The following is a 22,595-nucleotide window of genomic DNA, read 5'->3' as shown; positions in this document are numbered from 1 at the left end:
GGGTGGGAAAACGGGGCCGGGGCCTGGGGTTTCGGAGGCCGGGGTGGCGTCTTGCGGCTCGCCTGCCGCGTCTTCGGGTGCGTCGGGTGCGGTGTCTTCCGGTTCGGCCGCGGACGCGCTGGGTGGGGTGTCTTCGGGCTCGGCTGCGGAGGCGCGGGGTGCCGCGTCTTCCGGCCCGCCATCGGAGGCCCCGGGTGCGGTGTCCTCCGGTTCGTCTGCGGGCGCGCTAGGGGCCGCGTCTTCCGGCTCGTCTGCGGACGCGCCCGGCGCGGTGTCCTCCGGCTCGTCCTCGGACGCGTCGGGCACGGCGTCATGCGGCTCGACCTCGGACGTGTCGGGCGCCGCGTCCTGCGGTTCCTCGTCCGCGTCCCCGGCGGCCTCCGACGTCTCGGCCGCGTCGCGAACCGCGTCCTCGGGGGTGCCGGTGTCCTCAGGGCGGGCGTCCGTGATCTCGTCGGCCGCAGCCTCGGCCTCGGCCTTGTCGGCTTCCGCGGTCTCAGGAACCGCGTCCTGTGGGTCGTCCTCGGTCTCGGCATCCAGCCCGGCGTCGGCCGCCTCGGCCGCCACCGCGCTCACGGAGCCGTCCTGGGCCTCTGTAGCGGCCTCGGCGTCCTCGGGGCGGCCCTTCGCGGTGCGGGTCGCCACGACCACGGTCTCCGCGCTCTCGGCGGACTTCGCCGCGTCCTCGGCCGTAGAAGCCGCGCCTGCCCCGCCTGCCGCGCCCGCGTCGTCGGCGCCGGCAGGTTCCTCCGCAGCCGCACCGTCCTGCTCGTCGGCTCCCGACACCCAAGCCGCCACAGCCGCCCGCAGCCGGGCATCGCCCGCGGGGCCGCCCTTGGCGGAAGGGTTCTGCGGATCGGCGGCTCCGGCGGCCTCGGCAGCTTCAGCGTCCTCGTCACGCGCCGAACCCTCGGCCCCCTTGGAGCCTTCGCCGCCGTCGGAGCCTTCGCCGCCCTCGGCGGACTCGCCGCCCTTGGGACCATCGCCACGTACGGCGGACTCGGGACCGTCGGCGGCCTCGGAACCTCCGGCGGACTCGCCACCCACCGCGGACTCGGGACCGTCGGTGGACTCGCCACCCCCGGCCGACTCGGAACCCCCGGCCGACTGGGAACCCCCGGCCGACGCGGAACCCCCGGCCGACTCAGAACCGTCGGCGGCCTCGGAACCGTCGGAGCCACCGGCTCCGCCCGCACCGGCCGCCCCACGGGACCCGCCGGCCTTACCGGACCCACCAGCTCCATCGGCCGCACCAGCCACACCGGACCCACCAGCCACACCGGCCGCACCCGACGACCCACCGACATCACCCGCGCCGTCGGCCCCGTCGGCCCCGCCGCCCCCCGCCCCGTCCTCGGCCGTCTCCGGCCGCAGTTCACGGATCGAGAAGACCTTCGTCGCCGTGTCCACACCCCCGCGCTGCGACGACGTCGACGTGGCCTCGCGGGCCACCGCCAGGCGCGGGTCGCGTTCGGACCTCGCCTCGGGAACCGGACTCGCGCTCCCCGGCGTCGGTTCTGCCGACGACTCGCGCTGCTTCGACCTGTCGGGGGACTCGCCCGCCACCGATGCCTCCTCCATGAGCCGCACGCCCACCGTGCGTCAACCGAACCGACCGAGATAGCCGAGACAGCTACAGAAACAGCTGAAAACAGCCGGTAAATCTCCTACCCGCAGCCCGGACAACGCATCAAACACCGTTGTCCGAACGATGTACCAGTGTCCTGTGTGCGGGCTTAACCCCTGCGGTAGACGAGAACGACATACCTACCGGTTCCACTACGAAGCGGTCACGCACTCTCGACAGACCAATGTGAGAGGGGTCACCCTGTCATTCATCCACGCGGGGAGGCATGGATGGGCAGGAGCCGCAGAACTCTTCCGGAAGAGCTTCTACTGCTGGCATTGGACCCGGCCACGGGTACCACTGCGCAGCCGCAGTCGCTCGACCTCGGTCTGGCCGGAGCACAGCTAGTGGAGCTGGCGCTGGCCGGACGGATAGCCCCAGACGGGGATCGTATCGCCGTGGTAGTCCCACGGCCGACCGGAGATCCGACTTTGGACTGCGCGTTGGAGTTGCTGCGAAGGCGTGGCGCTCCGGTACGTGCAGTGAACTGGATTGGCGGGCCCCGACTGGGACTTCGCCAGACCTACCTCTCGCATCTGGAGCGGTGCGGCATGGTGCATGCCGTGGCGGGACAGATGTGCGGGGTGTTGCCCACGACTCGCTATCAGGCGACGGACAACGAGATCAGCCGTGAGATCAGGGCGCGACTCGATTCCGCGATCCGCACCGGCGTACCGCCGGACCCGCGGACCGCCGCGCTCGCCGCACTGGCGCACGCGGTGGGTCTGGGCAAGCACCTGTATCCGGGTAATGAGGGACGCTCGTCCCGCTCCCGGCTGCGGGACCTGATCAGGCACGACCCCATGGGCGGACTCGTGGCGCACGCCGTGATGGACGTCCAGAACGGTGTGGCCGCACAGCCACGCCGTAGCCCGGCCCCGGCCGGCCGTCAGGCCGCGCCCGGAACAAGGCCACCGGAACCGGCTCGTGGTGTTCCGATGCAGCCGCACCGCGGCACCATGGCGCGCGCCGTGGCTCACTGAGCCGCAGTCCCACGGCACACGCCCGCATCAGTCACGACAGGACCGCACGACCGCAGTACAGGCAGTAGACGCAGTACCTGCAGTACCGCCGCACCGCCAGTCCCCAAGACCCGGTTCGGGAGCCGCTGGTCCGAGCGGGGTGGAGTAGACGTAACGTCACTCCACCCCGCTCGGCCGCATCTACGGACGCCGTGGGCAACCGGAACCTGGCTCGTACCTGCCGCATATCCACCGTTTCCCAGCGGTAGAAACCACCTTGGTGGCAGTCTGCTCAACAGCAGATACGCAAAGTGGCAAGCAGTGAGCAGCAAGTAGCGGCAAGTAGCAGTAAGCAGTGGCAAGCAGAGGAATGCAGCCGGAGGTGCACGTTCCCGTGGCGTCAAGTGTCAATCCCACCGTCAGGCGACGCCGGTTGGGCCAGGAGTTGCGTCGGCTCCGCGAGCTCAAGGGCATGACGGCCGAAGAGGTCGCCGAGCGGCTGCTGGTGTCGCAGTCGAAGATCAGCCGGCTGGAGAACGGCCGGCGCAGCATCAGCCAGCGTGACGTCCGCGACCTGTGCGGGGTCTACGAGGTCGAGGACGTCCGGATCGTCGACTCGCTGATGCAGATGGCCAAGGACTCGCGCCAGCAGGGCTGGTGGCACTCCTTCGGCGACATCCCGTACAGCGTCTACATCGGCCTGGAGACGGACGCGGCGAGTCTGCGCGCGTACGACCCCCAGGTCGTCCCGGGGCTGTTGCAGACGCGGCAATATGCCGAGGCGCTGATCACCGGGGCGTTGCCCGAGACCGCCTCCGCCGAGGTCGAGAAGCGGGTCCAGGTGCGGCTGCGCAGGCAGGAGCGGATCTCTGCCCCCGAGAACCCGCTGAGGCTGTGGACCGTGATGGACGAGTCCGTGCTGCGCAGGGTGGTCGGCACCCGCTCCGTGATGCGGGACCAGTTGGAGTACCTCGTCGAACAGTCCCAACTGCCGCACGTGACCGTGCAGGTGATCCCGTTCGAGATGGGTGCCCATCCCGGTCTCAACGGGCAGTACGCGGTGCTGGAGTTCGTCGACGCTGCGGACTCCAGCGTCGTCTACATCGAGGGTGTCACCAGCGATCTGTACCTGGAGAAGGCGAACGACGTCCAGAAGTACAGCGTGATGTACGAGCACTTGAGGGCGCAGGCCCTGAACGTGGACCAGTCCCGTCAGTTCATCGCGGACATCGCGAAGGAATACGCGCGCTGAAGGGCCCCTCGGGCGGAAGGTGGCGCACCATACACCTTCCGCCGGGTGGGATGTAAGACGCCAGGGGGATATGCCACCCGGATGGGTGAATGGCTGCTTTGCCTGACGATGTTGGCGAGTAGCGTCGATCGCGCCATCGAGTAACAGGCTTTGGCGCGAACTGTGTTGTACGTCCGGGGCGTTCGTGGTCGGACGTGACGCATGGTGACAGAAACTCATCGACTGGCATGACCGGAGCAAAAATGGCAATTCAGCAAGGCGTCGTGGACGGCTGGATCAAGTCCTCGTACTCCACTGGCAACGGCGCGTGCGTCGAGGTCAAGTCCCCAGCTCTCGCGGCGTCGGTCGTCCGGGACTCCAAGACCCCCGATGGCCCCACGTTGGCGTTCCCTGTCGACTCGTGGAATGCGTTCGTGGCTGAGATCGGCCGGGGGCCTGCCGGCCTCGCGTGACGGATGATCACTCTCAATTTCATAGGTACCACCGAAAGAGCCCTCTCGACCGGCCCGCCGTCCTGGCCGAGGGGGCTCGGCCATGTTCACCTCTCGGACTCTCCGATCAGTCGGTCGAGCAGGCGCAGGGAGTCCTCCACCGGCAGCGCGACATCCGCTACCAACGCCTTCCTTGCGGCTTGGTAGGTGCCCACCTCTGCGAGGTCGTTCGTCATGACGCTGGAGGTGAGGAGTTCGTTGTAGACGGTCGCCCCACCTCCGTCGTACGTCAGGATCGTGAAGTCGCCGGTGGAGCCGGGGTGGGCCGACCGACGCAACGGCACGATCTGCAGGGTGATGTTCGGCCGCGCGGCCAACTCTCTCAGTCGTCTGTGCTGGTCCCGCATGATGTGTGGTCGGCCCTCGAACTCGTTGAGCAGGACGGCCTCTTGGATCACCGCATGCAGTTCGAACGGTGCCGACATCCGGGTCAGGATCGACTGTCGAGCCGAGTTCATGTCCGCGATGTTGTCCGCCCTGTGGGGCGTCGCCTCCGGAGTGCCCAGAGCAATCACCAACGCACGTCGGTACTCGGCGGTTTGCAGCAATCCCGGAACGATCAGCGCGTGGTAGACGAACTCTCCTGCCGCCTGTGACTCCAGCTCGATGAAGTCGCGAAACCCGTGCGAGATCGCATCGCCGTAGCGGGTCCACCATCCGGCGTCGTCCGCGTCACGGCACAACCGCTCGAAGTAGAGCCGGCTCTCGTCGTTCACCCCGTACAGGTCCGCGAGCCTGGAGTACGTGTCGAGCGACACCTTCGTACCTCCCGTCTCCCAGCGGCTCGCCGTCGCCAGGCTGACCTCAAGCCGGTCCGCGACCTCCTGAAGCGTCAGCCCCTCGCTCGTACGCCAATGGCGGAGCTGCGCGCCAACTCGTCGCCTACGGGCAGATGTTCCTTCACTCATGCAGCAGACCTCCTGGCCGAAGTCTGGCATTTGCGGGCCCTCTCTCGCATCCCACTAGGGAGTGAAAGTTTTCAGATCTTGAAGATCTGCTTGCAAGCTCTGCAGAAAGGGCGGCACACTCCCAGTCATCGTCAAGCTCGCGCTCGTCGCCGTGGGGGAACCGTGAACCAATCAAGACCCGCAGCCCGGACAGCCGTCGTCTACCTCTGCACCACCGTGCACTCGAACCCGCAACCACTCCTGTGGGCCTGCGACGCCTACGCGGACAGACGCGGTTGGCGGGTCGTCGACTCGTTGCACGACGCGACGGGCCAGAGCGACCCGACCAAGGCGCGTGAACGCCCGGCTCTGGCCCGTGCCATCGAGAAGCTGACGACCACCGACGCGTCCGTCCTGCTCACCGTCTCGCCCGAGATGATCTCGACGCTCGCGACGGAGTACGCCCAGATCACCGACCGGGTGTCACACGCCGGTGGGTTCATCCACACCATGGGCTGGCCGGAGATCCAGCCCGACAACAGGGGGTCGGCATGAGCAAGTTCGAGTTCCGTACCGCGGCGGCCTGCGGCGGTCCATGCACCGAAGGCTGCGTAGAGGTGGCCACCAACATTCCGGGAATCGTCGCGATCCGCGACACGAAGACCGAGTCCGTCATGCAGTTCACCCCGAAGGAGTGGGAGGACTTCCTGAGCGGTGCCAAGGGCGGCGAGTTCGACCTCAGTGCCTGACTCGGGTGCCGTGCGGCCGTACCCCTCCTCGGGTGCGGCCGCCTCCCCGGAGCGTGCGTCATGCCCCTACGACGCCTGGCGGCACAGCGAGCCCACCGTCTGGCGTGAACGCTCCCTGCACTGGCACGCCTACTCATGGCGTGGCGACGGAAAACGGCTCGGCGACAATGTGGCCCGCAGGGCGACGGCATCGGACATCGTGCCGTTCGCCCTACGGGATTGGCTCATGAAGCCGGCACGCCTCATCCGGGCCGCACCCGCCACGCCCGAGGAGGCGCTGCGCTGGCTCAGCCGGCAGTTCGACGACTGTGTCCCGGTGATGAGCCCCGTCCACCAACGCACGTTCATCTCGGACGAGTTCAGGTTCGGCCTCGCCCTGTACGAGTTGCGCTGCGGCAACGACCTGTCCTGGGGCTTCTGGCTCACCAACGCCCTGTTTCAGGCCATGTCGCTGATCGCCGTGGGTGATTCGACGACGTGCGTGTGCCGTACGCGGTGACTTGAACTGGTGGTGGTAGGGGGAGGGGCGCGGCTACCGGGCCCCTTCCACCGGAAACGCCACGTCGCACACCGCGTCCCCCGGCCCCGCGGTCGACCACTTCGCGAAGTACACCTCGCGGCACGGACCGGCGTACCGCAGGCCCTCCGCGGTCACCCACTGCTCCACCGCCTCGAACGCGGCCAGGATCTGCGGATGTGCGACCTGCGCCTTGGTGATGCGGGTGTACGCAAGCCGCCGGGCCGGTTCGACCCGGACCGCCGTCTGCCGGGTCCGGCCCTGTCGCGCGACCCACGCCCGCGCCGCCGCCTCGTCCGCGACCGGTACGCAGGACTCGGCCGGCCCGTCGCTCTCCGTCGACACCTCGGAGTGGTAGACGACGAACGGCGCACCGCTCACGCCCCCGCACTCCTCGGCCGCCGCCTCCAGGCGCCCCAGCGAGGCCCCGATCCAGGCCGGCAACTCGTCCGCGAGGGTGTGCCTGGTCTCGGTGATCAGCACCTGTTCCGGTACCTCGACCGTCTCGACCACGAACTTTCCGTACATCTCGGAGCTCCTCCCCGAAAGGCGTGCACGGAGGTACTCGGCGAGCGTGCGCTGCCCGGCGATCCGGGTCTCGACGTCCGCCCAGTACACGGCGAGGAGTTCGGCCGCGTCCGGCCCCTCCGCCTCGACCAGCGCGGCGACTTGGGCCAGCGGCATGTCCAACTGCCGTAGCAGTGCCACGAGTCGGGCCCGCTGGACCTGGTCGGCGCGGTAGTAGCGGTAGCCGCTGACCGCGTCGACGCGAGCCGGTGACAGCAGCCCGAGGCGGTCGTACAGCCGTAGTGCTTTGGCCGAAAGCCGCGCCCGGGCCGCGAACGCACCGATGGTCAGCAGTTCGTCGTCCACCTCAACCATCCTCCGTCACCGGGCGGAATCCGTCCGCCCGGTGACCAGGACGCTCAGCCCTGCCCCAGGGGCAAGGTCAACACCTTCTCAGGCGAGGGAACCCTCCACCGCCGCCACGACCTCCGCCGACTCCGGCTCGGTCTGCGGGGAGAAGCGGGCGACGACCGTGCCGTCGCGGCCGATGAGGAACTTCTCGAAGTTCCAGCGGATGTCGCCGGTGTGGCCCTCGCCGTCCGCGAAGCCGACGAGGCGGTCGTACAGCTCGTGCCGGCCGTCGCCGTTGACCTCGACCTTCTCGGTCAGAGGGAAGGTCACGCCGTAGGTCGCCGAGCAGAACTCGGCGATCTCCTCGGCGCTGCCGGGCTCCTGCCCGAGGAACTGGTTGCAGGGCACGCCCAGCACGGTGAAGCCCTGTGCCGCGTACCGCTCCTGGAGTCGCTCAAGGCCCGTGTACTGGGGGGTCAGCCCGCACTTGGAGGCCACGTTCACCACGAGGACGGCCTGGCCGGCGTACTGGGAGAGGTCCGCCGAGCCGCCCTTGAGCGACCCGATCTCGACGGCGAGGGGACCCGTGTTCTCTGTAGTCGTCATAACCGGATGCTAACTCCGGTAAATGTCGTTCTCGCGAGCGGCCCATGCGCCTCCGCCACTCACGCACCCGCGGCCTCCACCACGACCTCCCCCGCCGCCGTCCGCGAATACAGCACCGAACGCCCCGCCCGCCGCCGCTCCACCAGCCCCGCGTCCAGCAGCACCTTCAGATGCCGGCCCACCGAACCGAGCCCCTGCCCGGTCACGGCGGTCAGCTGGCTGGTGCTCATCGGCGAGGAGAGCAGCACCAGCACCCCGGCGCGGGCGGTCCCCAGCAGCGCGCCGAGGGCCGCCGGCACCGGCCGCCCGCCGCGGTCGGCGAGGACGCCCGCGCACGGGTAGATCATCGCGTACCGGTCCGGTTCCTCCCAGGACGCCCACCCGGCGCCGGGCGTGACCGGCATGAAGAGCAGCTCCGCGCCGGAGATCTCGCGGGGCGGGTTCGCGTACAGGTTGATCTGGAGCCGGTTCTCCCCGAGCCACCGGGTCCGCCCCGGCTGGAGCGCGTCCAGCACGGCCGCCCAGCCGCCCTGGCTCACCTGTGCGGTCCGCGCGACCACATCGGCCTCCAGGACGCGCCGACGCCGCTCCCAGGACGGTCGTACGGTCTCCTCCCACACGTACTCCAGGAGCCGGGCCGCCCGCTCGGGCAGGTCGTCGCGCTCCAGGGCGGCGGGGAGCGGACCGGCGAGGGAGACCGTGAGGTTCGCGCGCGCGGCGGCGGGCGGGGTCGTACGCACGCGGGCGACGGTCTCCGCGAAGGGCTCGCGGTCCGTCTGGGTCGGGCAGAAGAAGTCGGCGATCCAGGACGGCCCGAGCGCCGCCCGCACCAGCGCCCCGGTGACCGGTTCGGCCGCCAACTGCCGCCGGTAGCCCGGCAGATGGTCCCGCAGCCACTCCTGCTCACCGGGGTGCGCGCCCACCCCGGCGTGCAGCAGTTTCAGCGAGGCGAAGGTCTCGGCGAACGACGACAGCACGAACCGGCTCCTGGCGAGGGTGTCGGCGTTGAGCTGCCACCACCCCATCCGCACCCCCGCTGTTTCGCGTCCGCGCGAAAGAATACGACCCGCGCCCGCACCCCCGCAGACTCCGCGCATGCGCAGCTACCGCGAGCTCTTCCGCACCCCCGAATACACCCCGTTCTTCCTCTCCTTCGCCACCCAGAACGCGGCCCTGACCATCAGCGGCCTGTCCCTCGCCACCCTCGTCTACCGGGCCACGGACTCGCCCTTACTGTCGGCGGTCAGCATGTTCGGGCCACAGCTCGCCCAGATGATCGGCGCGACCTTCTTCCTCTCCGGCGCCGACCGGCTGCCCCCGCGGGCCACACTGACCGGCATCAACACAGCCTTCGCCGGCTGTACGGCGCTCCTGGCGCTGCCCGGTCTGCCGATCGGCGCGGTCTTCGCCGTCGTGTTCCTGCAGGGCCTGATCGCCTCGCTGGGCGGGGGAGTGAGCGGGGGCCTGCTGAACGAGATCCTGCCCAAGAACGGCTTCGTACTGGGGCGTTCGGTGTTCAACATGGCCTCCGGGCTGATGCAGGTCACCGGTTTCGCGACGGGCGGCGTCCTGCTGGCCCTCCTGTCCCCGCGCGCCTGCCTGCTCCTGTCGGCGGGCCTGTACGCCACCACGGCCCTGCTGCTGCGCCTGGGCCTGACCGCCCGCCCGCCACGCACCGCGGGCCGCCCGTCCGTCGCCGCCACCTGGCGCACGAACGCCCTCCTGTGGTCCTCACGCCCCCGCCGCCTGGCCTTCCTCGGCATGTGGGTCCCCAACGGCCTGATCGTCGGCTGCGAATCCCTCTACGTCCCCTACGACTCCGGGTCCGCGGGCACGCTGTTCGCGAGCGCGGCGCTGGGCATGTTCGTCGGCGACCTGACCCTGGGCCGCTTCGTACCGCCCGCCCTGCGCCGCCGCCTGGACATCCCGCTGCGTCTCCTGCTGGCCGCGCCGTACCTGCTCTTCGCGCTGCGCCCGGGCCTGCCGTGGGCGGCGATCGCCGTGGGCGTCGGCTCCGTCGGCTACGGCGCCAGCCTCGTCCTCCAGGAACGTCTGATGGAGCTCACGCCCGACGAACTCGCGGGCCACGCCCTCGGGTTGCGCTCCGCCGGCATGCTCACCATGCAGGGCGTCGGCGCGGCCCTCGCGGGCACGGCGGCCCAACTGACCTCTCCCGCAACGGCGATGACCTTGATGGCGGCCGTATCGGCAGCGGTGACAGGGGTGTTGGCGGTATGCGCTCGGCAGGACCGGCCGGTGACCGTCTCCGCCGGCGTGTCCTGATCGTTCCCGCCCGGGCGATCCGTACTTTTCCGTGACCACAGGCATCCTTGACAGCGTCCGTACTGTTTCGCGACGTTTGAGACCTGCCGAACTCTTCGTGTCTCGTCGTACCGTGGGACGAGTAGGCAAGGGCGCGGACGACGCGTCGTGGGGGAAATGTGGGGGGACGGTCGCCCATGCGATCCATGCGATCCAATGGCAAGGCGGACATCACGATCCACAGACCGGAGGAGTTGAGCACCTCGCTCCGCCAGGCCTGGCACAAGGCGATGGACGAGTCGCCGGACTACGCGAACCCTTTCCTGGCACCGGAGTTCGCGGACGGCGTCGGCCGTCACCGCGGCAGTGCGCAGGTGGCGGTGCTGCACGAGGGCGGGGAGCCGGTCGGCTTCTTCCCGTACGAGCGCAACCCCGTCGGCGTCGGCCGGGCCATCGGCCTGGGCCTCTCCGACTGCCAGGCCCTGGTGCACCGGCCGGGTGTCACCTGGGACGTCCAGCAACTCCTGCGCGCCTGCGGCCTGTCGGTCTTCGAGTTCGACCATCTGGTCGAGGAACAGCAGCCGTTCGGCCGCCATGTCACCGGCACCTTCGCCTCCCCGGTGATCGACCTCAAGGACGGCGACGGAGAGGTCCCCTACGCCGAGTGGCTGCGCGGCGCGTACCCCGGCATCGCCAAGACGACCCTGAAGAAGGAACGTCGGCTCGGCCGCGACCTCGGCGAGATGCGCTTCGTCTACGACGACCGCAACCCCGAGGTGCTGCACACGCTGATGCGGTGGAAGTCCGCCCAGTACCGCAGAACCGGCCGCATGGACCGCTTCGCCCGCCCCTGGATCGTAGATCTGGTGGACCACCTGTTCCGGGTCCGCGAGGAGCACTTCACCGGCGTCCTGTCCGTCCTCTACGCCGGGGACCGCCCGGTCGCGGCCCACTTCGGACCGACGTCCCGCACGCTGTTCGCGGCCTGGTTCACGGCGTACGACCCCGAACTCCGGTACTACTCCCCGGGGTTGATCATGCACCTCAGGATGGCCGAGGAGGCGGGCCGGCACGGCGTGCGTCTCATGGACCTGGGGCGCGGCGACAAGGAGTGGAAGGACTGGCTCAAGACCCGCGAGCTGCGCGTGGGGGAAGGTTTCGCCACCCGCCCCCACCCGGTGGCGACGGCCCACCGCCTGTGGCGCCGCCCGGTCCGCGGCCTGCGCAACACGGTCCTGGCCCACCAGTCCCTGCGCGACCCGGCCGACCGACTCCTCAAGACGGTGGGCGCGCTGCGCACGTCCGGCCGGGCGGCGCTCAAGAAGTGACGATGCGGCACCATCGGCTCGGGAGGGGCCCTCGACCTGGTCGGTCGAGGGCCCCTTTTCCGTGCTCCCGGCCCGCCCCGTCACCCGTACGACAGGCGGCCGTGGTAGACAACGCCGATGATGGTCGGGGCTGTTGACGGACACCCGGCCCGCGGGCGACCGCGCGACAACAGGAAGGGGCAACCCGTGCTTCTGAAGACCTTCCGCTGGTCGTTCGCGGTCACCGCGCTCGGCCTGGCCCTGGGAGTCTGGTACGGCGGCTGGACGGCGTTCGGCGTCATCGCGATCCTGGCCGTCCTGGAGATCTCGCTGTCCTTCGACAACGCGGTGGTCAACGCCGGGATCCTGAAGAAGATGTCCGCCTTCTGGCAGAAGATCTTCCTCACGGTGGGCGTCCTGATCGCGGTGTTCGGCATGCGCCTGGCGTTCCCGGTGGTCATCGTCGCCGTCACGGCGAAGAAGAACCCCGTCGACGCGGTGAACCTCGCCCTGACCGACAAGGACCGCTACGAACAGCTGGTCACCGACGCCCACCCGGCGATCGCGGCGTTCGGCGGCATGTTCCTCCTGATGATCTTCCTCGACTTCATCTTCGAGGACCGCGACATCAAGTGGCTGGGCTGGCTGGAACGCCCGCTCGCCAGGCTCGGCAAGGTCGACATGCTCTCGGTCTGCCTAGCCCTGATCGTCCTCCTGATCACCTCCTTCACCTTCGCGACCCACGCCCACCAGCACGGCGGCGCCCACGCGGACAAGGCCCAGACGGTCCTGGTCTCCGGCATCGCGGGCCTGATCACGTACATGATCGTCGGCGGCCTCTCGGGCTTCTTCGAGGACCGCCTGGAAGCGGAGGAGGAACGCGAGCGGGAGAGCGACCGCTCGGCGGTGGTGCTGGCGGGCCAGGCGGCGTTCTTCATGTTCCTGTACCTGGAAGTCCTGGACGCGTCCTTCTCCTTCGACGGAGTGATCGGCGCGTTCGCCATCACGAACGACATCGTGCTGATGGCGCTGGGCCTGGGCATCGGCGCGATGTACGTCCGCTCGCTGACGGTGTACCTGGTCCGCCAGGGCACGCTCGACGACTACGTCTACCTGGAGCACGGCGCCCACTACGCGATCGGCGCCCTCGCCGTGATCCTCATGGTCACCATCCAGTACCAGATCAACGAGGTCATCACCGGCCTGGTCGGCGTCCTGCTGATCGGGTGGTCGTTCTGGTCCTCGGTGCTCCGGAACAACGCGCTTGGCGAGGCGGGGGAGGGGGCGGCGGCCGAGGAGGCGGATGCGGCGCGGGTGCCGTAACCGCACCACGACAGCCCACCCACGCACCGGGGCAGGGGTGTTGCAAGAGGCGTGCAAGGAAACCGCCGCAGGCACGGGGAACCCTCCAGCCGTCCGTCGAACCCAACGACGAGCGATGGGGTCCTGCACACAGTGACCTTCGCCCAACGGCCGCGTGAGATCTTCGAACCCCTGGAGACCGACCTGCGCATCCAGCTGGTCCTCACCGCCCCGCCGCATGCCTTCGGCAACGGGGTCACCGAGTTCCTGCGGAGCCTGGGCATCACCACGGTGCCCTGGGAGGAAGCGCGGCGGGCCGAGTCCGACCTCGCGCACGCCTGGCTGGTGTCCCGGCGACCGTCCCGCGCGCCGCGGCGCGTCGCCCCGCTGCCGCCGCGCCGACCCCGTGGGGCGACCGGCTGCGGCGGAGCTCACGGCTGCCGCAGCCGGTCGTCCAGCAGCTGGGCGTCCTCGGGGCTCAGACGCCGGAAGAGCTCACGGGCGGCTTCGTGGTGGCGGACCGACTCGGCATGATCGCCGCGTGCCTCGGCGGCCTGGCCGAGCCATTCCAGACAGCGCGCCTCCCCGTGCTCGGACCTGCCGGCCACCACGCCCGCCCGGAAACGCGCGGGCGTAGTGGCCGGCAGGTCCGCGGGGGCGGCCCGCACCGCCTCCGGGACGCGGTCGAGTCGGCTGTCGCCACCGGGGAGGAGTACGGCTCACCGAGCGCAGCGGCGCTCGGCGTGACGGTCTTCCGTACCGAGCAGGCGGTCCGGCTCGGCAATCCGAACGGGCCGCGGTGGTCGCTGCCCTCCTGAGAGAACCGCCGCCGACGCGAGGAACGCCAGGACGGACGACGAACCGCCGAGGGGCTGGAGGGAACGCCGTGACGCGAAGATCGGCCGGCTATCCCGGGGAACCGCGCGGCCCCGAACCCTGTCGCGGGTTCGGGGCCGTCCTGATGTTCCGAGTACTACAGGTGTGCCCCCGGCAGGATTCGAACCTGCGACACCCGCTTTAGGAGAGCGGTGCTCTATCCCCTGAGCTACGAAGGCGGGGCCTTGCGGAAAACGTGGATGAATACTCTGCGTGAGCATTCGTCCCGGCCTCTACAAGGGTTGGGACCGCCACTCATGGCGGTCCCAACAGGTTAGCGGATCGGGGAGGGGTGGTGGGGCCCGAGGTCGAGGTCTCAGTGGGGTCGTGAACGGCGGGGGCCGGGTTCGTCGTTGCTGCGGTTTGTGGCATCGGCTTCCGGATCCGGCCCTCCCTCGCGGCGGTACCACCGTCGCCGCGGTCGGGGCCCCTTGGCCGAGGTGGGAACGCTGCGGGTCCGGGGCGGGGGATGTCGCGTCCCGCGGTTGCCTGCGCGGACGCGCGCGGTCGGCGCTCCCGTTCCGGATTCACGGCGTGTGCCTGGACGCACCGGAGGAATGCTGTGACGTCCTTCTGGTCTGCTGCGGTCCGCGGCACCGCGTCGCCCTCGTCGGCCCTGAGCCGACCACGAGCGGGCGGCCCCTGTCCCTGACCCTGTCCGTAGTGCGCAGGCTCCGAGCCGAACCGTAGGAACGGACAGCCGCCCGCATCCCGCCCACCGCCCACGGCCCAGGAGTCGGCCGACTCACCTGCGAGCGACGCCTGTTCACCGCGCACCCCCGCCATGCGGACCGCCTCTCGCCCGTGCCCGGCGCCACCCGGCCCCGAGCGCACGCCCGTCAACGGCCCGCAGCACACCGTCGACGCGCCTTGCATCACCTCTCCGGGCCGTCGGCCGTCGAGCATCCCGCCCCGCCATCACCTCGCTCCCGGCCGGCGAGCGGGAGGCCGCTGACGAGTCGTCGGTCATCGCTCAGTACTGGACACGCGACAGGGGGGCAGGGTGTCATCTCGGGGGCGGGGCAGGTTACCTGTTCTCGAGCGACCGTATGGCCGTGGCTCGGGCCCGGCCCCGCTGCGGGCGGATCGGGATCGTGGGGGCGGTGAAAGCCCTCAAGCGGCGCGATCGTGCCGGAAAGCATGGCGATTCGGACGCTGCCGAATCCGTGGTCGCCTGCCGTCGCCCTTCTCTAGCCTGGCCGTCCGGCGGCAGCCGCCCCGTGCTGACAGGGCAGGAGGAACGGTCCAGGTGATCCAGATCGATTACGACAGGTGTCTTCCGGAACTGGTCGCACGGGGCCTGCTGCCCGAGGGGCACCGGGCGGTCTACATCTCGGGTTCGATCGCCCGGGGCTGGGGCCATGCCACCAGCGACCTGGACGTCTATGTCATCTCCGACGAACCGTGGACGGGCGAGATCACCACGAAGGTGCCCGTGGCGCTGGAACCGGACATCGTCCCGATGGCCGTGATCTACGTCGACGGTATGCGTTGGACCATCGAGTACTGGCTGGACGGGCAGATCGACCAGCTGATCGACAAGGTGGCGTGGGACCCCGGTGCGGGCAGTCCGAAGAGCGCCGACCTCATCACCTCGCCCATCCAGAAAGAGCTGAACATCCTTGAGCGGATGTCCTATGCGGTGGTGCTGAGCGGTACGGACTGGGTCGAGGAGCGGCGTCGGCGGATCGCGGCGTCCGGGATGCGGTCGCTGGCCGCCTCGACGCTGCTGAACGTCCTCGACACCTATCTTGAGGACGTCGCGGGCCTGCTGGAGTCGGGCGATGTCGAGTCGGCCCTGCTGTCGGCCCGCCTCGCCTTCCACAACGCCGTCGACGCACTGCTCGCCCACCACGGCGAGGTCGGCAGGGACGGCAAGTGGCAGGCCAAGCGGGTCCGCCTGGTCGACTCGAAGGTCCTCCCCTTCGACCTCTACTGGCGGCTGGAGACGCTCCAGGGATTTGACGTCGACAACCCCGTTCCGTGGATCGAGTCGGTCGTCGATCTCTGTCGGCAGATCTCCTTCGAGATCGTTCTCTGAAGCCGCGGCCCGTGCCTCCAGGAGTGGATGACGTGTCCGAGGTGTCCGAGATCCTCGCCGCCCTGCACGAGAGCGGCCTGCCGATGCCGGAGGCGGCGGCGGTGTTCTGCGGCGGCCCCGCCGCGCGCGGCTGGTCCGACGTGGTTGCCGAGGTCAGGGTCCGGATCGTCACCGAGCAGTCCTGGGGTCTGCCCGGTGCGTGGCCGCAGTCCGTGCCCCTTGACCCGGGTTCGGTCGCGGCATTGCGGGTCCGGGTCGCCGACCGCACCGTCCGGCTCACGTGCTGGACCGCCGCCCAGGTCGAGGCGGTGCTGGCCAAGGTGACCCGGGAGCGCTTCGAGGTTCCCCGAGCGGCGCCGCTTCTCGTGGAGGCCGAGGAACTGCTGGTCGAGGATCTGCTGACCGGTTGCGTGGTGAGTGGCTCCCGGTGGATCTCGGGGCAGCGCGTCATCGCGGCTGCGGGCGCCTTCAGGGAGTTCGTCGTGACCCGCTCCCTCGGGGACGCTGAGGGAGCGGTCGAGGACGCGCTGGGGCAACTGGCATCGGGTGACGTGCACAGTGCCGTGCTGTCCGCCCGCAAGGCCTTCGGACATGTGGTGGACAGCGTGCTGGAACTGGCGGGCTGCTACGGCAGTTACGCGCCCGAACTGCGCTCGCGTCGCTTCGAGGAGGCAAGGACAGCGCTGATGACGTACGAGGAGTACTGGCGGCTGGAGACCATGGCGGGTCTGGACATCGACCGGCCCGCCGACTGGGTCGAGCAGGTCGTCGAGTTCTGCGAGAAGACAATCGCGACGCATCCCGAACACTTGGTGCGCCGGTCCCTGAGAGGCCCTCGCCGCGGCTGGTGAGCGAGCGGTCCACCCGGAAGGAGTCGCTACGCATGACCTTCGAACCCGACAAGCATGAACGGCAGCTCATCGAACAGGGCTACACACTGATCGAGGGCATCACCTCCGCCGACGAGGCCGAGGTGGTCCTCAAGGAGTTCGGGACACTCATTCCCCAGTACAACGGGGAGATCCGGTACGACGTGAAGGCGTCGGACGAGTACCGCAAGCGCACCTTCTCCAAGAGTGTCAACGGGATCCCCTGGCACATCGACGCTCCGAGCTGGGAGCCGCCGCCGCTCCGGATGGCGCTGCACTGCCGCCGACAGGCCCGGTGCGGTGCCGGCCACACCGAACTCGTCGACATGCGGCCCTTCATCGCCTCGCTCGACGAGGAGGACCACGCCGCGCTGTACGAGCGTGCCGTGCCCTGGATCGACCGGAACACCAAGGACGGCGTGACCCGCCCGATCATCGAGGTGACGGCCGACGGGCAGGAGATCATCCGCTGGCGGCAGAGCCTGCTGGTGGGCAACTCCGATCCCCGGCTGCTCGGGGAGCGAGGAGAGCGGCGCCCGCTCGGTGAGTTCGGGGTACGGCTGGCCGAGTTGTCCGACCGGTGGATCGCGCAGCACATAGTGCCGGTGCTGATCCCCGACGACGCCATTCTGCTCTGGGACAACGTCCGCCTGATCCACCGCCGGGGCACGTTCGAGGATCCGGCCCGGCACCTGGCCCGCTACTGGATGGCAGCCCACTAGAGGTTCGTCGGCACGGCGGCCCGGGGCGGTGTCCGGACGGATACCGCCCCGGGCCGCCCACACCGTACGGGGAGACACATGAGTGAGCCGAGCCCACGTCCCACCGCCGAGCGGGGACCGGGAAGCATCGAGAAGCGGGCCACACTGATCGCGGTCGAGGGAACGGACGGGGTGGGCAAGACCACGGCCGCCCTGCGGCTGGTCGAGGAGCTGCGTGCGCGCGGACACTCGGTGACCTGGTTCCCGAACCGCACCTTTCGGCCCGTCCGGCAGGCCCTGGAGCGGCTGGCCCAGGAGGAGGGCCTGGCGCACCGCTTCGAGTTGTTCGGCCCGGACTTCGGGCAGTTGCTGCCGAGCGTGATGAAGTGGCGCGAGCTGCTGGAGCTGGAGCCGGAGCTGGGTCGGCCGGGGCACTTCGTGGTCACCGACCGCTACAAGCACGCGTGGTTCGCCCTGGCCAACACGTTCGGGACCGGCAACGAGCCGCTGCTGCGCAGGCTGTACGCCGCCCTCCCGGAGCCGGATGTGGTGCTCTATCTCGACGTCGATCCCCGGGTCGCCGCCGAACGCGTCGAACGGCGCGGGGTGGACCGGAACACCGTGGAGCATCTGTCCCGGTTCCGCTCCGCGTTCCACGCCCTTCCGGAGTTCCCGTCGTTCCGGGTGGTCGACGCCGGCCAGGCGGCCGACGCCGTCTTCCAGGACCTCTGGGACGACGTGGCCGCACTGGTGCCGGGCGGGCGTGAGCCGGCCGCCCGGGCTCAGGTCGGCTGAAGGCTTCCGCTGCGCGTGCCCCGGGTCTCGGCCAGGAGTTCCTCCCCGGCCGCGAGAACGCGCCTCACCCATGACTCCGGTGCGACGGAATCGAAGCCGTGCATGGTTTCGAAGGCCCAGTAGTCCTCGAAGGAGAGGGATTCCGAACCGGTCTCCATAAAACGGCGAGCCCGCCATTTCGGAGTGAAGTTTCCATGATTTCCTCGGCTGTCCAGAAAAGCATCGACCGCGAACCCGAATGCTTGCCGGGCACACAGGACGGCGCCTGCCGTGTCGTCGGCGGACATTCTGTCCTTCGCGGCTTCGGCGTGCCCGTGGAAGGCCGCGGCGGACCGCTCGGTGAGAAAGTCCCGGAAAGCGCTGCGCCGGGCAGTCTCCCGGTACGCGGCCAGCCATTCGTCGCCGAGGACGGGAACAGCGCTCTCCAGGCGCTCCACGAAGAGTTCCTCGATCTCCGCCAGCACCGGTGCCACGAGGTCGGCCGGCTGCCCGGAGTGTCCGTCGAACCGGTCGTGGCCGACCTTCGCCAGCATCTGGTCGGCCTGTCCGACCGTCCAGTGCTTGAGTTTCCACGTCCTGCCGTCGACGCGCAGGACGTGCACGGGAACGACCGGATGGTCCAGCGGGGCCGTCTTGAAGGCCATGCCCTCCCGCTGCCACGGGGAGAGCGACACCACGTAGAAGTTGAGGTCGCTCGTGTCATTGCTCCAGCCGCGGGCGACGGATCCGACGCAGAGCACGGCCACCGTGTCGTCCGGCAGTAAATCCAGTTCCGCCAGCCGGGACATGCAGGTCTCACGGTCGATCATTGGACCGCCCCCGTTTCTTTCGATTTCGGTTCCGATTGTTTTCCGTGGAAATCCCAGCACGGTCCGAAGTGGCCGTCAAGGTGTGCTCTGGATTCCGAGATTTTCTTCGACAGGTCTTGAGTTCGGTGTCATGTCGGAGATTTAATCCTGGCTGCGTTCAGGGGAAATGAGAGGCAGGGGTCGATGTGCTTGATCTGACGGGCCCGGCGCCCGCATGGGACGGTGCGGTCCGCGCACTGTGGGAAGAGTGCGTGACCGCTGCCCTGCGCGCGCCCGAAGCCTGGGACACGGCCCCGCGCACCGGAATCCCCGCCCTGCGCGAGGCCCTGGCCGCGCACCTGGCGGCGCCGGTGGACCGGCTCGCCGTCACCTCCGGGATCCGGGGCCAGGTGCCCGCGCTGCTCGCGGGTGTGGACGCCGTCGTCGTCGAGCGGCCCACCTTCCTGAGCGTGCCCCGTCTGGCTGCCCAGCACGGGGTACGGGTCGAACTCCGGGACTGGGAGGACATCCTGGGCGGGGAGCGGCTTCCCGGCCGGTGCCTGATCTGGGTCACCTCCCCTGCGCGCAACCCCGACGGCCGCACCCTGACGCCGGCGGAGGCACGGCGTCTCGACGAACTCGCCGAGGACCACCGCGTCGTCGTCAACCAGGCGTACCACTGGTGCGCCCCCGACGCCCCCCGGCCGGTCCGCGCCGAGCTGGTCGGCAGCCTGCACAAGGTCTCGGGCGGCGGTTGCGCCGTGGGCTGGCGCGTCTCGCCCGGCGGGGTGGGACCGGATCGGCCCGCCGCGGGAGGCCCGCCCACCGCCTGGCAGCTCGCCTGGGCCTCGATGATCGGACGCGGCGGGGTGGCGGCGCCGGTGCGGACCGGGCTGCTGGATCCCTCCGCGCGTGCCGCTGCCTTCACCGCACGGCCGGGCCTGCCGGACGGCGTCCGAACTGTCCGGCACGGTGCCGGGCCCTCGCTCCTGCTGCTGGTGCCTGATCACGTCACCGAGGACGAACTGAGCACCGAACTGGCCCGGCAGGGGCTGTCCGTGGGGCTGGGCTCTGCCTTCGGCCAGGAGCGCGGCGCCGTACGGCTGTCGTTCACAGGAGTTTCCGACGAAGACGTTCCCGCCTGTGTCGAGGGCGTGCACAAGACCCTGGCTCGGCTCGGACTGTCCTGACCTTCCGTGGAAAGAGAGAGACGTGCAGACCACAACAACGGCCGAGGCGCCCGAACGCCTCCTGTCCTTCGGGCTGTTGCAGCCCCGGTACGCGGCGCACGAGCTGCTGGCCGCACTGCGCGAGACCGGCGCCCGGGAGGCGGCCGAGCTGCTGTTCCGGCACAAGATCAGCAGCATGGCGAAGGCCACGGCCGAGCGTCTGGCCGCCGACGCCGACGACGAGGACAGGGCCCTGCTCGCGGAATTGGCGGAGCGCGTTGTCGAGCGTGCCTCCGTGATGCGGGATCGCTGGCGCAGCGCACCGGCCGTGGGTGAACTGGTCGCCGGGTTCGCCGCGCAGGAGGGCATCGAGTGGTGGACGATGAAGGGCTTCTCGTTCCGTCCCCTCTACCCCGAGGGCGCCATCCGCGATGTCGGCGATCTCGACGTCCTGGTGCGCACGATGGACGACGCCTGGCGGTTGGCCCGTCGGCTGCGCGAGGACGGCTACATCTACCTCGACATCGAACTGCCGTGGTTCAAACGGGACATCCGCACGCAGGAGCTGTACGGGCAGATCCGGCTGACCACGCCCAACCGTGACCGGCTGTCCATCGACATCCACGCCGGCCCCTACTCGATCCGCCACTGCGCGCTCATGCCGTTGAGCCGGACCGAGGCGGGTCTGGGCACCCCGGCCGGTCCGGTCGCCTTCGAGGACGACGTGTGCGCGGTGGTTGCCAACGCGGCAGGGGACTTCTTCATCACCGCGAAGATGATCAACGATCTCCTGCTTGCCCTCGGCCGTGAACTCGACGTGGCCTACATCCACCGCACTCTGGACGCCGGCGGGCTGCTGCCCTTCTTCGCCACCTGCCTCGGCCGGCTCGACGCCTGGTGCGCGTTGACCGGCGAGCAGGCCGAGCGGGCAGCCGAGCTCACCCCCGACGTGGTGCCGGAACCGGTGCCGTCGGTGGTCCGGCCGGATGCCGCCGTGCGCTGCGAAGTGACGGTCGCTCACGCGCGGGCGACCGCCGAGCGGCTGTTTCCCGAGGACCCGGCCGAGGTCGAGGCGGTCGTGGCCTCCGCGCGTGAGGCCTACAGCGCGGACCATCCGCTGCGGGCCGTGCCCGACGAGCAGGCGACGGCGATCGACTGGGACGGCCTGAACAACTGGGCCTGCGTCAGGCTCGTCCCCGCCGAGCTGGCGGGCACCGTGCTGCCGGCGGCAGGCGGCGCACCGTCCGCGCCGGACGACGTGTCCGCCGTCGCCGGGACCGATGAGGCGACACGGTCCGGGTCGGGCACCAACAGCGTGGTCCACGCCATCGGTGACGTGTTCGTCCCGACGGTCGACTTCGCGCTGCCCGCCTCCGTCGGCGGTGTCCTCGCGGCATCCTGACGGCCTCCCCTTCCGGGCCGGGCCGACGGGGCACCGGTCCGGGAGAAGGTGGTGTCATACCGTCCCGGCGAGCGAGCAGAGCAGCTGCGCGGTTTCCTCCGGGCTGCTCAGCATCGTGTCGTGTCCGCGGGCCACTTCGCGGTAGTGCCAGGCCTGATGGGCGCGTGTGTAGCGTGCCGCGTCGTCGTAGGGCGGCGACGGGTCGCGTCGTGCCGCCCGCACGTACCAGCGCTGGAACGGCCGCCCCTCCAAGGGCGCAGTCAGCCGCACCGGCTGCCGGAAGGTGTTCGCCGGCTGGAGCGACAGCCGGGCGGCCGGGAGCAGACGGGCCAACTGCTCGACGGGCAGGTGCGCAAAGCGCGGCGGCGGGATCCAGGCGCCGTACGGGGCGGTGTGCCGGCGCACATCCTGCACGGACCGTCCGTCGGGCACGAGCAGGGCGTCCAGCAGCACCAGACGGGCGATCCGGTCCGGCTCGCGGTCGGCAGCCGTGCAGACCACCGCGCCGCCGTAGCTGTGGCCGACCAGGACCACCTCGCGCAGGTCCTGGTAGCGCAGCAGGTTCACCACGTCCTGGACATGCGTCTCGAGATCGGTTTCGGGGGACGCGAGATGGACCCGTTCGCCCAGTCCGGTCAGGGCCGGGGCGAACACCTCGTGGCCGTCCGCGGCGAGCAGCAGGCGCAGCGGGCGCCACACGTGTGCTCCGGTCCAGGCGCCGTGCACCAGGACGAATGTGCTCACCGAACGCCTGTCCAGGGGGAGGCGAGGTCGTCGAGGAACGCGTCGAGGCGCGCCAGCTCGGGAGCCGCCCGTCCGTAGGGCCGCCGCCACCAGCGCTCCTCCAGGACGCGCAGCCGCCGGGCGTCCGTGAGGTGTCGTGCCCAGAAGAACTGGGTGACGCCCCAGCGCAGCGAGATCGCCAGGTCGTACCAGCGCCCGACTTCCCGTAGCGCGGGACCGTGTACGCCCGCTGCGCGCAGTCCCTCCTGGTAGCCGTCGAGGATCAGGGCGTGGTGGGTGGCCGGGTCCCCGGCCGGCAGCAGGAGCCGGGCGGCGCTGGAGGCGAACAACTGGGCGGCGTCGGCCCCCAGGGCCTCCAGGCCGACGTATGCCCAGTTGTTCGCCTCCAGC

The 22,595-nt window shown here is 70.1% G+C and carries 24 protein-coding genes, 1 tRNA gene and 1 pseudogene; 17 read left to right on the top strand and 9 right to left on the bottom strand.

Annotation, left to right across the window (positions count from 1 at the left end):
• Nucleotides 1-1,581, bottom strand: a pseudogene (locus JHN45_RS39150) (D-alanyl-D-alanine carboxypeptidase); the annotation flags it as partial.
• Nucleotides 1,582-1,857: 276 nt separating this feature from the next.
• Here JHN45_RS39150 and JHN45_RS39145 point away from each other — a divergent pair.
• The 3 genes from JHN45_RS39145 (at nucleotide 1,858) to JHN45_RS39135 (ending at nucleotide 4,293) form a co-directional block, all read left to right on the top strand.
• On the top strand, nucleotides 1,858-2,610 hold the full coding sequence (locus JHN45_RS39145) for a GPP34 family phosphoprotein (RefSeq protein WP_200716969.1): 753 nt from the start codon (nucleotides 1,858-1,860) through the stop codon (nucleotides 2,608-2,610).
• A 373-nt stretch (nucleotides 2,611-2,983) separates the two neighbouring features.
• A complete protein-coding gene (locus JHN45_RS39140; RefSeq protein ID WP_200716968.1) occupies nucleotides 2,984-3,841 on the top strand; it encodes a helix-turn-helix transcriptional regulator in 858 nt (285 codons plus the stop codon).
• A 242-nt stretch (nucleotides 3,842-4,083) separates the two neighbouring features.
• Complete coding sequence (locus JHN45_RS39135; protein ID WP_200716967.1) at nucleotides 4,084-4,293, top strand: DUF397 domain-containing protein; 210 nt, start codon at nucleotides 4,084-4,086, stop codon at nucleotides 4,291-4,293.
• An 86-nt stretch (nucleotides 4,294-4,379) separates the two neighbouring features.
• Here JHN45_RS39135 and JHN45_RS39130 read toward each other — a convergent pair whose 3' ends face one another.
• Nucleotides 4,380-5,240 (bottom strand): helix-turn-helix transcriptional regulator, encoded by an 861-nt coding sequence (locus JHN45_RS39130; protein WP_201054289.1) that lies wholly within the window; start codon nucleotides 5,238-5,240, stop codon nucleotides 4,380-4,382.
• A 162-nt stretch (nucleotides 5,241-5,402) separates the two neighbouring features.
• On the opposite strand from JHN45_RS39130, the gene JHN45_RS39125 reads away from it, so the two are divergent.
• Genes JHN45_RS39125 through JHN45_RS39115 form a run of 3 tightly spaced genes read left to right on the top strand, consistent with a single transcriptional unit; the run spans nucleotide 5,403 to nucleotide 6,467 of the window.
• Entirely contained in the window at nucleotides 5,403-5,774 is a 372-nt protein-coding gene (locus tag JHN45_RS39125; RefSeq protein WP_201054288.1) for a hypothetical protein, read from the top strand.
• Nucleotides 5,771-5,968 carry a DUF397 domain-containing protein gene (locus tag JHN45_RS39120; protein ID WP_200716965.1) on the top strand — a complete coding sequence of 66 codons (198 nt, stop codon included), beginning with the start codon at nucleotides 5,771-5,773 and terminating at the stop codon, nucleotides 5,966-5,968. Before JHN45_RS39125 ends, JHN45_RS39120 begins: the two co-directional genes overlap by 4 nt.
• On the top strand, nucleotides 5,961-6,467 hold the full coding sequence (locus JHN45_RS39115) for a hypothetical protein (RefSeq protein ID WP_201054287.1): 507 nt from the start codon (nucleotides 5,961-5,963) through the stop codon (nucleotides 6,465-6,467). Before JHN45_RS39120 ends, JHN45_RS39115 begins: the two co-directional genes overlap by 8 nt.
• Nucleotides 6,468-6,500: 33 nt before the next feature.
• On the opposite strand, the gene JHN45_RS39110 is transcribed toward JHN45_RS39115, so the two are convergent.
• The 3 genes from JHN45_RS39110 to JHN45_RS39100 all read right to left on the bottom strand — a co-directional run bounded on the left by JHN45_RS39110 (nucleotide 6,501) and on the right by JHN45_RS39100 (nucleotide 8,974).
• A complete protein-coding gene (locus JHN45_RS39110; protein ID WP_200716963.1) occupies nucleotides 6,501-7,367 on the bottom strand; it encodes a MerR family transcriptional regulator in 867 nt (288 codons plus the stop codon).
• A gap of 78 nt (nucleotides 7,368-7,445) precedes the next feature.
• Nucleotides 7,446-7,949 (bottom strand): glutathione peroxidase, encoded by a 504-nt coding sequence (locus JHN45_RS39105; RefSeq protein ID WP_236584600.1) that lies wholly within the window; start codon nucleotides 7,947-7,949, stop codon nucleotides 7,446-7,448.
• Nucleotides 7,950-8,008: 59 nt separating this feature from the next.
• Nucleotides 8,009-8,974, bottom strand: a complete 966-nt coding sequence (locus JHN45_RS39100) for a helix-turn-helix transcriptional regulator (RefSeq protein WP_201054286.1) — start codon at nucleotides 8,972-8,974, stop codon at nucleotides 8,009-8,011.
• Nucleotides 8,975-9,044: 70 nt separating this feature from the next.
• Between JHN45_RS39100 and JHN45_RS39095 the strand changes: the two genes are divergently transcribed.
• The 5 genes from JHN45_RS39095 to JHN45_RS39075 all read left to right on the top strand — a co-directional run bounded on the left by JHN45_RS39095 (nucleotide 9,045) and on the right by JHN45_RS39075 (nucleotide 13,638).
• Nucleotides 9,045-10,232: an MFS transporter gene (locus JHN45_RS39095; protein ID WP_201054285.1), complete on the top strand. Its 1,188-nt coding sequence runs from the start codon at nucleotides 9,045-9,047 to the stop codon at nucleotides 10,230-10,232.
• 176 nt (nucleotides 10,233-10,408) lie between these two features.
• Nucleotides 10,409-11,539 carry a GNAT family N-acetyltransferase gene (locus JHN45_RS39090; RefSeq protein WP_200716960.1) on the top strand — a complete coding sequence of 377 codons (1,131 nt, stop codon included), beginning with the start codon at nucleotides 10,409-10,411 and terminating at the stop codon, nucleotides 11,537-11,539.
• Between the two features lie 186 nt (nucleotides 11,540-11,725).
• Nucleotides 11,726-12,841: a DUF475 domain-containing protein gene (locus JHN45_RS39085; RefSeq protein WP_201054284.1), complete on the top strand. Its 1,116-nt coding sequence runs from the start codon at nucleotides 11,726-11,728 to the stop codon at nucleotides 12,839-12,841.
• A gap of 132 nt (nucleotides 12,842-12,973) precedes the next feature.
• Nucleotides 12,974-13,354: a hypothetical protein gene (locus JHN45_RS53495; RefSeq protein WP_236584599.1), complete on the top strand. Its 381-nt coding sequence runs from the start codon at nucleotides 12,974-12,976 to the stop codon at nucleotides 13,352-13,354.
• Complete coding sequence (locus tag JHN45_RS39075; RefSeq protein WP_201054283.1) at nucleotides 13,351-13,638, top strand: hypothetical protein; 288 nt, start codon at nucleotides 13,351-13,353, stop codon at nucleotides 13,636-13,638. The genes JHN45_RS53495 and JHN45_RS39075 overlap by 4 nt, the downstream gene beginning before the upstream one ends.
• Nucleotides 13,639-13,802: 164 nt before the next feature.
• Here the strand turns inward: JHN45_RS39075 and JHN45_RS39070 are convergent.
• Nucleotides 13,803-13,875, bottom strand: a tRNA-Arg gene (locus JHN45_RS39070).
• A 1,070-nt stretch (nucleotides 13,876-14,945) separates the two neighbouring features.
• On the opposite strand from JHN45_RS39070, the gene JHN45_RS39065 reads away from it, so the two are divergent.
• The 4 genes from JHN45_RS39065 to JHN45_RS39050 all read left to right on the top strand — a co-directional run bounded on the left by JHN45_RS39065 (nucleotide 14,946) and on the right by JHN45_RS39050 (nucleotide 18,102).
• A complete protein-coding gene (locus JHN45_RS39065) occupies nucleotides 14,946-15,737 on the top strand; it encodes a hypothetical protein (protein WP_200716974.1) in 792 nt (263 codons plus the stop codon).
• Nucleotides 15,738-15,769: 32 nt separating this feature from the next.
• The gene (locus JHN45_RS39060) at nucleotides 15,770-16,588 is read left to right on the top strand and encodes a hypothetical protein (protein WP_201054282.1); all 819 of its coding nucleotides are present in this window, start codon (nucleotides 15,770-15,772) and stop codon (nucleotides 16,586-16,588) included.
• A gap of 32 nt (nucleotides 16,589-16,620) precedes the next feature.
• A complete protein-coding gene (locus tag JHN45_RS39055; RefSeq protein WP_201054281.1) occupies nucleotides 16,621-17,328 on the top strand; it encodes a TauD/TfdA family dioxygenase in 708 nt (235 codons plus the stop codon).
• A 78-nt stretch (nucleotides 17,329-17,406) separates the two neighbouring features.
• Nucleotides 17,407-18,102 carry a dTMP kinase gene (locus JHN45_RS39050; RefSeq protein ID WP_200716977.1) on the top strand — a complete coding sequence of 232 codons (696 nt, stop codon included), beginning with the start codon at nucleotides 17,407-17,409 and terminating at the stop codon, nucleotides 18,100-18,102.
• On the opposite strand, the gene JHN45_RS39045 is transcribed toward JHN45_RS39050, so the two are convergent.
• Nucleotides 18,090-18,911 (bottom strand): hypothetical protein, encoded by an 822-nt coding sequence (locus JHN45_RS39045; RefSeq protein WP_201054280.1) that lies wholly within the window; start codon nucleotides 18,909-18,911, stop codon nucleotides 18,090-18,092. The genes JHN45_RS39050 and JHN45_RS39045 overlap by 13 nt on opposite strands.
• Before the next feature lie 251 nt (nucleotides 18,912-19,162).
• Here JHN45_RS39045 and JHN45_RS39040 point away from each other — a divergent pair, with 251 nt between their 5' ends.
• Together JHN45_RS39040 and JHN45_RS39035 are read left to right on the top strand one after the other, a co-directional pair.
• On the top strand, nucleotides 19,163-20,080 hold the full coding sequence (locus JHN45_RS39040) for an aminotransferase class I/II-fold pyridoxal phosphate-dependent enzyme (RefSeq protein WP_201054279.1): 918 nt from the start codon (nucleotides 19,163-19,165) through the stop codon (nucleotides 20,078-20,080).
• Nucleotides 20,081-20,102: 22 nt separating this feature from the next.
• Nucleotides 20,103-21,461 carry a nucleotidyltransferase family protein gene (locus JHN45_RS39035; protein ID WP_200716980.1) on the top strand — a complete coding sequence of 453 codons (1,359 nt, stop codon included), beginning with the start codon at nucleotides 20,103-20,105 and terminating at the stop codon, nucleotides 21,459-21,461.
• 54 nt (nucleotides 21,462-21,515) lie between these two features.
• On the opposite strand, the gene JHN45_RS39030 is transcribed toward JHN45_RS39035, so the two are convergent.
• Nucleotides 21,516-22,205 carry an alpha/beta fold hydrolase gene (locus JHN45_RS39030; RefSeq protein WP_200716981.1) on the bottom strand — a complete coding sequence of 230 codons (690 nt, stop codon included), beginning with the start codon at nucleotides 22,203-22,205 and terminating at the stop codon, nucleotides 21,516-21,518.
• Nucleotides 22,202-22,595: hypothetical protein (locus JHN45_RS39025; protein ID WP_201054278.1), on the bottom strand; the 394-nt coding region annotated here is incomplete at its 5' end. The genes JHN45_RS39025 and JHN45_RS39030, both read right to left, overlap by 4 nt.

Origin of the sequence: Streptomyces sp. MBT53 (assembly GCF_016654115.1) — a bacterium.
In the GTDB taxonomy this organism is placed as follows: Bacteria; Actinomycetota; Actinomycetes; order Streptomycetales; family Streptomycetaceae; genus Streptomyces.
The sequence above is the reverse complement of the archived record's forward strand: the minus strand, read 5'-3'. Positions and strand labels throughout refer to the sequence as shown.